The organism is Pseudoxanthomonas sp. GW835-FHT14C01 (genome assembly GCF_058793715.1).
Map to the genome: position 1 here is coordinate 489312 of NZ_JBXAGB010000002.1, position 11520 is coordinate 500831.

Consider the following 11520-nt stretch of genomic DNA (forward strand, 5'->3'; position numbering starts at 1 on the left):
GATGTTCCGCGCCACCGTGATGCCCGCGTGGGACCTGGATGCGTGGCGGGAACAGGCGCGTTACGCCTGGGAGGCTGCACTCCCACCCGAATCCGTGGAATGGCAGGCCGACGCGCAGCGCGCGCTGCTGGCGGTGTCCGCCGTGACGGATCAGCCCGTGATCCGGCGAGGTCTGTCGGTGCCTGCGGAGTTCATGCCGTTCGCGGCTTCCGTGCTCTGCCACCGCGATGCCGGCCGGCACGCCCTGCTGTACCGGCTGCTGTGGCGGATCGGCAACGGCGAACGCGCGTTGCTCGACCGCGCCACCGATCCCGACGTGCATCGCGCGATGCGCTGGTCGCAGGCGGTGCGCCGCGACACGCACAAGATGAAGGCCTTCGTGCGCTTCCGCCAGGTCGAGGGCGAGGACAACACCTACCTCGCCTGGTTCGAACCGGACCACTACATCGTCGACCGGGTCGCGCCCTTCTTCATGCGCCGCTTCGCCGGCATGCGCTGGGCGATCCTGACGCCGTACCGCAGCGTGCAATGGGACGGGACGGACCTGTGGGCGGGCGAGGGTGCGCAACGTGCCGATGCGCCGGCCGACGACGCCGAGGACGCGCTGTGGCGCACCTACTACGCCAACATCTTCAATCCGGCGCGGCTCAATACGCGGATGATGCGGCAGGAGATGCCGCAGAAATACTGGAAGCACCTGCCGGAAGCGCACCTGCTGCCGGACCTGATCCGCGACGCCGGCCGTCGCGTGCGCGAAATGGACGAGCGGGAGGCGCAGGCGCCGCGCCGGCGCATCCCGGAGCGCAAGCCGCCTTCGCGTTGACGGAGACGCTCGCGCTGCCGTCCACTCAGGCGCCGCCCGGCAGCGGTGCGTCGGGATGCACCAGACCGGCGCTGCGCAGGTCGCGCCAGAAGCCGGCAGGCACCTCTTCCTTCAGCGCAGCGCTGTCCTCGGCGATGCGGTCGGGCCTGCTGGCGCCGGGAATGACCGCGGCGACGGCGGGATTGGCCAGCGCGAACTGCAGGCCAGCGGCCTTCACGCTGATGCCGTGCCGCTCGGCGAGTGCCTTGATGCGCGCCACCTTGTCCAGGATCTGCGGCGTGGCCGGGGCGTATTCGAAGTTCGGGCCACCGACCAGCGCGCCGGAGCTGTAGGGCCCGCCGACGACGATGCCGAGACCGCGCTCGGCGACCTTCGGCATCACCCGCTGCAGGGCGCGAGCGTGGTCGAGGAGCGTGTAGCGGCCGGCGAGCAGGAAGCCGTCGGGACGCGGGCCTTCGAGGTCCAGCAGTAGCTCGATCGGCTCGACCCGGTTCACGCCCAGGCCCCCGGGCCTGGATGACGCCTTCGTCGCGGAGGCGATCCAGCGCCCTGAAGGCGCCGGTGCGGGCCTGTTCGAACATCGAGAGCCAGTCGTCGCCGTAGAAGTCCTGCGCGACGTCGTGCACCCACGCGATCTCGATGCGGTCGGTCTTCAGGCGCTTCAGGCTGTCTTCGATCGAGCGCAGCGTGGCGTCGTGGGAGTAGTCGTTGACGATCCTGTTGGGTCGACCGTACTTGAACACCTCGCCTTTCTCGCCGAGGTCGCGGGCACTGACGTCCTCGATTTCGTCCAGGATCAGGCGGCCGACCTTGGTGCTGATGACATAGGTATCGCGCGGCTTGTCGGCCAGCGCGTCGCCCACGCGGATTTCCGCCAGGCCGGCACCGTAGAACGGCGCGTTGTCGAAGTAGCGGATGCCGTCGTTCCAAGCCGCATCGACGGTCGCGCGCGCTTCCGCTTCCGGAATGTCGCGGAACATGTTGCCGAGCGGGGCGGTACCGAAACCGAGCTTGCCGGGGAGCAGGTCGTGGAGGGACATGATGGACTCCTTGGGTTTGGGGTGCGGTGGTGAGGCGTGGCGGTCAGGCTGCGTCCGCCTGCGGTGCGGTGAACTGCGTGTAGCCTTCCGCGCCACCGCCGAAGTAGCCGTTCGTCGGCGCGTCGAACAGCGGCGTGTCGTTGCGCAGGCGTTCGACCAGGTCGGGGTTGCCGATGAAGGGCTTGCCGAACGCGACCATGTCGGCATGGCCGCTGGCGGTGGCCTCGAGCGCGCGCTGGCGGTCGTAGCCATTGTTGGCGAGGTAGGCGCCAGCGAACGCGCCGCGCAGCGCCTTCACGTCGAAGTCGTCGGCACCGTTGCCGCCATGCAGCTGTCCTTCGACCACATGCAGGTAGGCCAGGCCCATCTCGCCGAGGCGACGCGCGACGTACAGGTGCGTGTCCATCGTGCGGCTGTCCAGCGGTGTGTCGCCGACGGCCGTGGAGAGGGGCGACAGGCGCAGACCGACGCGGTCGGCGCCCCAGACGTCGGCCACTGCGGTGGTGACCTCGAGCAGCAGCCGCGCGCGGTTCTCCAGCGGACCGCCGTAACGGTCGTCGCGACCCTTGGTGCTGTCGCGCAGGAACTGTTCGAGCAGGTAGCCGTTGGCGGCGTGCACTTCCACGCCGTCGAAACCGGCGTCTTTGGCCCGCTGTGCGGCCTGGCGGTAGTCGTCGACGATGGCGGCGATCTCGTCGATGGCCAGCGCGCGCGGCATCGACGGCGGCACGTGGCCGGCTTCGGTGAAGACATGGCCGCCGGCCTGGAGGGCCGAAGGGGCGACGGGAGCGCCACCGCCTTCCTGCAGGCTGGTGTGCGACATGCGGCCCACGTGCCACAGCTGCACGACGATGCGTCCACCGGCGGCGTGGACCGCATCGGTCACCGGCTTCCAGGCCGCGACATGGGCATCGGTGTAGAGGCCCGGAGTGTAGGCATAGCCGCGGCCCTGGTGGGAAATGTTGGTGGCCTCGGTAATGATCAGGCCAGCGGAAGCGCGCTGGCGGTAGTAATCGACCGCCAGCGGGGTCTGCACGCCGTCCATGCCGGCGCGGGAGCGCGTGAGCGGGGCCATGGCGATGCGATTGCGGACGTCGATGGCGCCGAGGCGGGCGGGGGAGAACAGGGCGGCGGATGACATGACGGGCTCCAGGATGGCCGATGGAGGAGAGGCGCCTTCGCTTGCCGGTCCGGCGCCTCGCCGGGATGGACGCAGGATGCGCGTCGCCAAGGCATTCGGCCAATTTATCTGTTGAATTCCAGATATATCGAATTCAATATGACTGCATGCGCTACGACCTCAACCTGTTGCCCGTCTTCCTGGCGCTGATGGACGAGCGCAGCGTGACCCGTGCCGCCGAGCGGTTGGGCATCACCCAGCCCGCGCTGTCGAATGCGCTGGTGCGGCTGCGCGAGATGCTGCAGGACCCGTTGTTCATCCGCGAGCGCTACGGGATGCAGCCGACCCAGAAGGCGTTGGAACTGGCGCCGGCCATCGCCGCCGCGCTGGCGCAGGTGGATGCGCTGGTACTGGGGCAGCGGCAGTTCGATCCGGCGAAGGAGGAACGGCTGTTCACGCTGGCGCCGAACAGCTACTTCGAATTCGTGCTGGTGCCGGCCATCGCGGCGCGGCTGCGCGAGCGTGCGCCCGGTATCCGGCTGCGGCTGGTGCCGTTCGGTACCGACCTGGCGGAGACGGGGGCGATCTCCGGCGAGACCGCCCTGGTGCTGGGCCGGTTCGTCGATCCTCCCGACAATCTGGTGGTGCAGCACCTGGCGGACGACGGCGTGGCGTGCGTGGTGCGTGCCGACCATCCGGTGGTCAACAAGCGGTTGTCGAAGGCGCAGTACGAACAGTTGCGGCACGTCAATGTGGTGCCGCCGGGCAAGCTGCGCGCGGGCTTGTTCCAGGCCTTGGAGAAGCAGGGACTGCGGCGCGATGTCGCCGTGTCGGTGACCCACTTCCTGTCGATTCCCGAGCTGGTGGCGGCGACCGACTACTGCGCCACGCTGCCGAAGCTGATCTGCAAGCAGCTGGCGCGCGATCCACGCCTGAAGGTACTACCCGCGCCGGTCGACTTGGGCACGTTCCCGCTGGAGATGGCGTGGCATGTGCGCTACCGCCACGATCCTGCGCACCAGTGGCTGCGTGCACTGGTCGCGGACGTGGCGAAGGACGTCGCGCGGGGCACGACGCCCTGACGACAGGATGCCGGCGCCCTTTCGGGACACCGGCATCCGTTTACTGCGCTATCAGAACTTCCAGCCGATACGGGCGTAGTAGAAGCCGCCGTTGAAGCCGTACGGCGAGTGCACCGGATAGGCCGCGCCGGCGACCGCCGCGCCCCACGGGTTGTCGTCCGGCGTTTCGTCGAACAGGTTCTGCGCGCCGACGTTGATGTACAGGCCGGAGGGCAGCGTCCAGCCCACTTCGGCGTCCACGATCACCTTGCTGTCTTCGTAGATCGGCAGGCCGCCGTCTTCGATGGTGATCGCGCCGCTGTCCAGATGGTCCTCGTACCACGAGCCGTAGTAGCCCAGGCGCAGGTTCGCGTGGAACACCTCGCGCTGGTGGTTGACGCTGAAATAGCCCTTGGTCTTCGGCAACGATTCCTCGATCTTGTAGACACGCGCTTCATTGATGAAGTTGGCGTCGTAGCGGTCCACCTCGGTCTTGTTCCAGTTCACCGCGAGCGAATAGGTGGTCTTGCCGCCGAAGTGCGCCGTTTCCACGCTGGTCACCAGGTCGACGCCGGTGGTCGTGGTATCGAAGGCATTGCCGAAGTAGGTCACCGAATTCAGCGATGCGGCTTCCGGATTGCCCGACGCGACCAGGGCGTCGCGCTCGGCCGGCGTCAGCGCGAAGCTGGTGCTCAACGCAATGCGGTCTTCCACTTCGATGCGGTAGCCGTCCACGGTGACCAGCCAGTCGCCGCTGTTCCACACCATGCCCAGCGACAGGTTCTTCGATTCCTCGGGCGTCAGGGCGCGCGCACCCTTGAGTATCGCGATGGGGTTGGTCGGCGGCAGCGTCGCGATGTCCTCCAGCACGCTGCCGTTGAACGCCGTGCTGATCTGGCTGATGTTCGCCTGGCCGGGCGTGGGGGCGCGGAAGCCCGTGTTGTACGCACCGCGCAGGGCGAAGGTGTCGGAGACATCGAAACGCGCGGTCAGCTTGCCGTTGGTGGTGCTGCCGAAGTCGTCGAAGTCTTCGTGGCGCACGGCCGCGGCCAGCAGCAGCTGCTCGGTGAACTGCGCCTCCAGGTCCAGGTAGACCGCCCAGTTCTTGCGATCCCACTCACCGGCCGTGCGCGGGCTGAACCCGTTGAAGCCGTTCGAGCCGAGCGCGAAGCCCTGCTGGGTCAGTGGGCCGATCGCGGTGGAGGGGCCGTCGCCGGCTTTCACCTCGAAGCTCTCCTCGCGCCACTCCGCACCTGCGGACAGCCGCAGCGGTTGCACGGTGAACGATGTCTCGAAGTCGGTGCCGACGTCGAAGTTCACGCCCTTCTCGGTCTGCGTGTTGCCGCCGGGGCTGAAGCGCAGGCCTTCCGGCTGCGCCGCGCCGAGCGACGCGTTGACGGTGTTGTAGATGGTGAAGTCGATGTCGTTGCGGCCGTACGTCACGCTGGCATCCCAGTGCCAGCCGTTGCCCCACGTGCCCTTGATGCCGCCGACCACCGACATGTCCTCCAGGCTGCCGCCGAAGCGAGGCGTGAAGCCGCCGGGCAGCATCGAGAGGAAGGTGAAGCAGTTCGACGGCAGCGCGGAGACGGCCGAGCTGACCGTGCTGTACGGGATCAGGTTGCCGTTGGCATCGCGCAGCGCGATGGTCGGGCAGGTGCCGACGCCCGTGGTGTTGCCGATCAGCAGCGTTTCGCCGCCGTCGTTGGAGTACACGCCGGAGCGCGCGGTGGGATCGCGGAAATAGAAGCCGCCATCGACGTCGCGCTGCGCATAGTTGCCGAACAGGTAGAGGTCGACGCTCTCGCCGGTGATGCCCAGGTTGGCGACGAACTTGAGGTCGTCGTCCACCTTGGGCGAACCCCAGATCTGCGCCGGCACCGGCACCCCGGGATAGCCGGCGGCGATCGCGGCGGCGGCATCGTCGCGCTGCACGCTGCGCGAGGTGTCGTCGGCATTGCGCCATTCGGCGGTGAACGTGGCGTAGCCGTTCGCAGTCAACGGCAGGCCGATCTGCGCCGAGTACTGGGTGGTGAAGCCATCGCCTTCGTAGTACTGGCCGGCGAAGGCTTCGAACGCTCCGCCTTCGCTGATCTTCTTCAGGCCGAAGTTGACCACGCCGGCGATGGCATCGGAGCCGTACTGGGCCGCCGCGCCGTCGCGCAGCACTTCGACCTGCTCCAGCGCGAGCGACGGGAATACCGACAGGTCCGGACCCTGCGAACCATCGGACAGGCCATGGCCGAGGAAGGTGATCACCGCGGAGCGGTGGAACCGCTTGCCGTTGACCAGCACCAGCGTGTTGTCCGGCGGCAGGCCGCGCAGGTTGGCGGGACGGATCAGGCTGGCGGCGTCGTCGATCGGAATGGTGCTGACGTTGAACGAAGGCACGAGCACGCGCAGCTGGTCCAGTGCGTCGGTGGCGCCTTGGTTGCGGAATTCCTCGGCGCTGATGATGTCGATCGGTACGGCGGACGAGGAGACGGTGCGGGGTTGGCCGCGACTGCCGAGGACCGACACCGTATCGAGTGTGGTGGCTTCCCCGCTCGATGGCGGGGTGGCCGGCGCGGCTGCCGGCTCGGCGGTCTGCGCGACCGCGGTGCTGCTGCCGACCAGCGTGGCGGCGATCAAGGCCCATCTGACTGCGGACGCCAGCGGCGTCCTGGAAACACGTGCGTACGGCTTCTCTCTCTTGCCCATGCGATGCGCCCCTAAATAGTGCGTTGGAAGTGGTGGATCCCTCTCGTGTGCGGGACGCAATGGTGAAGCGCTGTCCCAAGCACATCGGTAACCGGCGTAACGCTGTTGCGCAACAGCATCGCGTTACTTGAATCACCTTAGGCGGCGGCGAAGTGCGTGAAGTGAGGCGGCGATCACAGGGCGAAACGCGACGACGCGAAAGTAATCCGCGTTATGTCCGAAATAGCGCTGTTTCCATACGGTTTTTTCGTCGCGCACTTGCTTGGTGCGCGATGCGCCATTGTTGTGCGCAGGCCGGTTCGCGCGCTCGTAAACGCGTATACGCATGTGCATCGGCGGTGGGTGCACCTTGTTCATGGCGAGCGATGAAGATCGTGACGCATGCGCCTTCTGCGGCGTACCTGTACTTCTCACGCAAGCATCATGCTCATCCTCGCGCCCGCATCGATGCGCGTCGCTATGAGTGCCGGCATCGGCATCGGGGAATCGCCCGTCCGTGCCCCGATGCGCCGGAGGCCTGTACGGCATGGCCTCCGGCGCAGGCCGTTCAGGCGCGCAGTTCCACCACCGGTGTGAAGCCACCATAGACCATGCGCTGGCCATCGAATGGCATCGGCGGGGTGTCCTTGTTCGAAGGATCCATGCGCGGATCGTCCATCACCTTTTTCGTGCCGGCGTCGCGCGCGGCCTTGTCGGACCACTCGATCCACGAGAAGGCGACGTTCTCGTCGTCCTTGGCCTGCACGGCGCGATAGAAGTCGGTCTGCGTGCCATGCGGCACATCATCGCCCCAGGCTTCGATGATGCGGGCTGCGCCGTACTCCATGAAGATCGCATCGAAGGTCGCCGCGAAGTCGGTGAACGCATCCTTGCCGTTCGCCGGCGACGCCAGGATGAAGCCGTCCACGTACGCGGACGGCGCACCCTGCGAGCCCAGGGTCACCGTCGGTACGAAGCCTCCGTAGATCAGCCGCTTGCCGTCGAACGGCATCGGATTGTTTTCCGGCGACATGCGCGGATCGTCCATCATCTTTTTCATGCCGGCATCGCGCGTAGCCTTGTCGGGCCATTCGATCCACGAAAACACCACGCTCTCGTCCGGCTTCGCCTGCACGGTCCTGCGGAAATCGGTGACCTTGCCGTCGGGCACATCGTCCTCCCAGCATTCGACCACGCGCGTGGCGCCCTGCTCGATGAACACGGGATCGCCGAGGTTGGCGTGGTCGATGAACTTCTGCTTGTTGGCGGTGGGCACGGCGGCCACGAAACCATCGATGTAAGGCATGGAAACCTCCGGGGGTGCGGCGCCGGAATGACGCCTTCATGAGGGCGACGAGCCGCGATGCCGGAATTCGACAGGGGCATCGACCGGCAACGACCCTGCCGTGTGCGTCGTTAATGCGGTGTCCTGCTGCGGCGCGACAGCGGGGGATTGCTAGGATGGCCGCGACAGACGGACGGGGAGATGGCGATGCACCGGCGCTGGGGAGCATGGGCCTTGCTCGCCTGCATCGCGATGGCGGGAACCGGGCAGGCGTCCGGTCAGGCGCAGCCGGTGGGCGCGGCGCACGGCCTGCCGGTGTGGTCCACCGACCAGGCGCGCCAGGATCGCTACGTGGCAGCGCACGGCCTGCGTGGATTCGCGGGCGGATATGCGGAGGACGGCCTGGAGTTCTGGGCGTTCCCCCTGCAGATCGCGTCGGGTTACCAGCTCGAATTCCTCGCCGGGGGTCGCACCGTGCGCGGGCTGGACGTGCTGGAAGGCGTGGACGTGGATCCGCTCGGCGTCACGCGGCGTTACCGGGGCGAGGGCTTCCGTGTCATCGAACGCATCCAGGCGCCTGGTCGCGTGCCGGGCGTCGGCGTGTCGCTGCGTGCGGAAAGCGATGCGGCACTGAAGATTCGTGTCCACCTGCGGCCTGCCTTGAACCTGATGTGGCCCGCAGGAATCGGGGGACAGGAATTCGGCTGGGACCCGCAGGCGCGCGGCTTCGTGCTCAACGAGCCGAGCGGACGCTTCCGGGCGCTGATCGCGTCGCCACAGGCCGGCGTACACACCCTGCCGAACAACGATCGTCGCGGCAGCGAGTTCGGCCGGCCGATCTTCATGGAACTGACGCCGACGCCCTGCGGTTCCGCGCGTTGCGCGACGCTGGCCTTCGCGGGCCAGAGCGAAGGCGCGGAAGATCTCCATGCCACCGTCGCCGCACTGGCGAAGACGCCCGGGGATGCGACGGAGGATGCAGCGCGCTTCGCGCTGCACGACTGGGTGCGCATCACCACCCCCGATGCCGACGTCAACCGCGCCCTGCAGTGGGCGCAGATCGCGGTGGAGCAGGCGTGGACCTGCAATGCGCGCCTGGGCTGCGGCATGGTCGCCGGTTACGGACCCTCGCACGGCGCGCGCCGTCCGCAGTACGCCTGGTACTTCGCCGGCGACGGGCTGCTGACCACGCGGTCGCTGATCCACCAGGGGCGCTACGACCGCGCTGCGGAACAGCTCGCTTTCATCCTGCGCTACCAGCATCCGGACAACGGCATGATCTGGCACGAGATGTCGCAGAGCGCGGGCTTCCTCGACTGGGCGCACGACTACCCTTACATGTACGTGCACGTGGACATCGCCTTCGATCTGGTCGCGACCGCGGCCGAGTACGTGCGGGCCAGCGGCGATACCGCCTTCCTCGCGCGCCATTGGCCGGCGCTGCGCAAGGCCTACGCCTACTGCCGTTCGACACTGGATGCCGGCGACGGGCTGCCGCGCGTCCCGGCCGCGATGATGGGCGCCAACGAACAGGACGACCTGGGCGACGAACTGACGCTGTCGGCCGCGTGGGTCGAGGCCTCGCAGGCGATGGCGGCGCTGGCGACGCGGCATGGCGACCCGGCGCTGGCCAAGGAGGCGGCACAGGCCAGCGAGCGTGCGCGCGCCAGCCTGCGCGCACGCTACCGCGATACCGCGCGCGCACGCTGGATCAGCGGATTCAGCCGCAGTGGTCATCCCGGTGAAAGCACGTCGGCGGCCGACATGGCCGCCATCACCTCGGGCGCGGCGACGCCGGACGAAGCGCGCGTCACGCTGGCGAGGTTGTCGGGCCCGGACTACGTCACGGCATGGGGCCTGCGCAGTACGCCTGCGTCCGCGGCCGACTACGATCCGCAGGCTTATGCCAAGGGCAGCGTGTGGGGGCTGGGAACGGCCGCCGCCGCCGGTGCGCTGTGGGGCGTGGGCGAGCGCGAGCTGGCCAGCCGCCTGTGGTTGAGCCTGGTGCCCTGGGCGGACCGGGATGCGCTCGGCCACATGCACGAGGTGATGGCCGGCGATGCCTTCGTGCCGCAGCGCGAATCGGTACCGGAACAGACCTGGTCGTCCGCCTCGTTCCTGTCGGCGGCGCTGGAGGGGCTGCTCGGACTCGACGTGGACGCCGCAAAGCGGGAACTGCACTTCGTCCCGCAACCTCCGGCGGCGTGGACCTCGTTGCGGGTGGAGCGGGTACGCGTCGGCGACACGCAGGTCGATCTCTTTTGGCGCAGGACCGCGCACGGCGAGGAACTGGATGTCGACAATCGCGGTGCGCCGTTCCGCCTTCACTGGGCACGGGGTAGCGGGGCCGACGACGCGGGGGTGGAGCGAGAGATCCCGGCCGGCAAGACGCAGCTGCGCCTGCCGTAGCGCGGTGAGTCAACGCTGCATGCAGCGCCGGTAGCGCTCGTCCACGCGCGTGGCGAACCACGCGGTGGTCAGTTCGCGGGTGATCTTGGGGCTTTCCAGGGTGATGCCGGGGATCATCGCGCGTGGCAACGGCGCGCTCGCGCGTGCCTCCGCGAGCGCGTACACGCGGGCATACAGATCGGTGTCGCCGAAGTCGAGCCGGTTGCCCCGTTCCAGGGCGGTACGGATCGCGCGGTCGTCCATGCGCAGGTCGGCCGCCAGCATGCGCACGGCACGCTCGGTCTGGCCCGGCTTGTCCAGTGGCGCACCGGGATTCAGCAGGTCGCCGTCGAGCGTGAGTTTCATGCCGGTCGCCGTGCCGACCGCGCTCTGGAATGCGGCATTGCGGCTCGCATACCAACCCGCGTTGTAGTCGGCGAAACGGTGCACCTTGCGCGTATAGGGCGTTTCGTAGCCCAGTAGGTGGGCGATGCCGAAATACAGGCCGCCACGGCGGGTGAACACTTCGCCGCGCACGCCCTCGGGCATCGGATAGGGATAGCCGGCCGTCTTCGATTCGGCGAACGGGATGCCGACCTGCATCGGTCCGCCGGTCTGTACCGGGTTGTAGTCGGCGAACAGGCGCTTGCCCAGCGGCACGCTGCCGATCATGTCCTCGTAGATGTCGCTGAGGTCGCGTTCGGTGCGGACGGTACGGAGGCGTTCCGCGTACGTGCGTCCATCCGGCGACCGCAGCGCCAGTGCCGTATCCACGACGAATTTCGGCACGTGCATGGCCGTCGCGCGGCGATCGATCTCGCCGCGCGCGATCTTCGGCAGGTTCGCGACCGCCGGATTGGCGACATAGCCGGATTCCTGTTCGGTGATGGCCAGCACCGCGCAGATGTTCTCGCTGGTGGGTTCGATGCGCTGCGCGGCGAACGCAGTCTGGATATCCATGGCCCAGCCTTCGCGGTCGGCCACCTGCGCCGGCATGCGCCGTACGATCTCGCTGCGCGTATCCGTCGGCGGCCGTGTCGGGACGGGCGGCGCGGAAGCGCAGCTGGCGAGCAGGGCGGCCATCACCAGGCCGGCGACGGCGTTGGCAGGACGCGTGCATCCCC

The 11520-nt window shown here is 68.2% G+C and carries 8 protein-coding genes and 3 pseudogenes; 3 read left to right on the forward strand and 8 right to left on the reverse strand.

Going from position 1 to position 11520, the window contains the following annotated elements; genetic code table 11:
- Window position 1: 1 nt before the first annotated feature.
- Window positions 2-814, forward strand: a pseudogene (locus tag AC1Q5B_RS08940) (TIGR03915 family putative DNA repair protein); the annotation flags it as partial.
- 34 nt (window positions 815-848) lie between these two features.
- Here the strand turns inward: AC1Q5B_RS08940 and AC1Q5B_RS08945 are convergent.
- The 3 genes and pseudogenes from AC1Q5B_RS08945 to AC1Q5B_RS08955 all read right to left on the reverse strand — a co-directional run bounded on the left by AC1Q5B_RS08945 (window position 849) and on the right by AC1Q5B_RS08955 (window position 3004).
- Window positions 849-1319, reverse strand: coding sequence for an aldo/keto reductase (locus AC1Q5B_RS08945; protein ID WP_492631336.1), 471 nt, complete (start codon window positions 1317-1319; stop codon window positions 849-851).
- Window positions 1320-1386: 67 nt separating this feature from the next.
- Window positions 1387-1863 (reverse strand): annotated as a pseudogene (locus AC1Q5B_RS08950) (aldo/keto reductase); the annotation flags it as partial.
- Window positions 1864-1906: 43 nt separating this feature from the next.
- Window positions 1907-3004: an alkene reductase gene (locus AC1Q5B_RS08955; RefSeq protein ID WP_492631337.1), complete on the reverse strand. Its 1098-nt coding sequence runs from the start codon at window positions 3002-3004 to the stop codon at window positions 1907-1909.
- A gap of 146 nt (window positions 3005-3150) precedes the next feature.
- On the opposite strand from AC1Q5B_RS08955, the gene AC1Q5B_RS08960 reads away from it, so the two are divergent.
- Window positions 3151-4065: a LysR family transcriptional regulator gene (locus AC1Q5B_RS08960; protein WP_492631338.1), complete on the forward strand. Its 915-nt coding sequence runs from the start codon at window positions 3151-3153 to the stop codon at window positions 4063-4065.
- 51 nt (window positions 4066-4116) lie between these two features.
- On the opposite strand, the gene AC1Q5B_RS08965 is transcribed toward AC1Q5B_RS08960, so the two are convergent.
- From AC1Q5B_RS08965 to AC1Q5B_RS08980, 4 genes and pseudogenes are all read right to left on the reverse strand, one after another.
- A complete protein-coding gene (locus tag AC1Q5B_RS08965) occupies window positions 4117-6675 on the reverse strand; it encodes a TonB-dependent receptor plug domain-containing protein (RefSeq protein WP_492631339.1) in 2559 nt (852 codons plus the stop codon).
- A 201-nt stretch (window positions 6676-6876) separates the two neighbouring features.
- The gene (locus AC1Q5B_RS08970) at window positions 6877-7101 is read right to left on the reverse strand and encodes a hypothetical protein (protein ID WP_492631340.1); all 225 of its coding nucleotides are present in this window, start codon (window positions 7099-7101) and stop codon (window positions 6877-6879) included.
- A gap of 190 nt (window positions 7102-7291) precedes the next feature.
- Window positions 7292-7681: a DUF1428 domain-containing protein gene (locus AC1Q5B_RS08975; protein WP_492632070.1), complete on the reverse strand. Its 390-nt coding sequence runs from the start codon at window positions 7679-7681 to the stop codon at window positions 7292-7294.
- Window positions 7676-8029 (reverse strand): annotated as a pseudogene (locus AC1Q5B_RS08980) (DUF1428 domain-containing protein); the annotation flags it as partial. The pseudogene AC1Q5B_RS08980 and the gene AC1Q5B_RS08975, both read right to left, overlap by 6 nt.
- 186 nt (window positions 8030-8215) lie before the next feature.
- Between AC1Q5B_RS08980 and AC1Q5B_RS08985 the strand changes: the two are divergent.
- Complete coding sequence (locus tag AC1Q5B_RS08985) at window positions 8216-10417, forward strand: amylo-alpha-1,6-glucosidase (protein ID WP_492631341.1); 2202 nt, start codon at window positions 8216-8218, stop codon at window positions 10415-10417.
- Between the two features lie 9 nt (window positions 10418-10426).
- Here the strand turns inward: AC1Q5B_RS08985 and AC1Q5B_RS08990 are convergent, their stop codons facing one another.
- Window positions 10427-11479: a DUF1615 domain-containing protein gene (locus tag AC1Q5B_RS08990; protein WP_492632071.1), complete on the reverse strand. Its 1053-nt coding sequence runs from the start codon at window positions 11477-11479 to the stop codon at window positions 10427-10429.
- Between the last annotated feature and the right edge of the window lie 41 nt (window positions 11480-11520).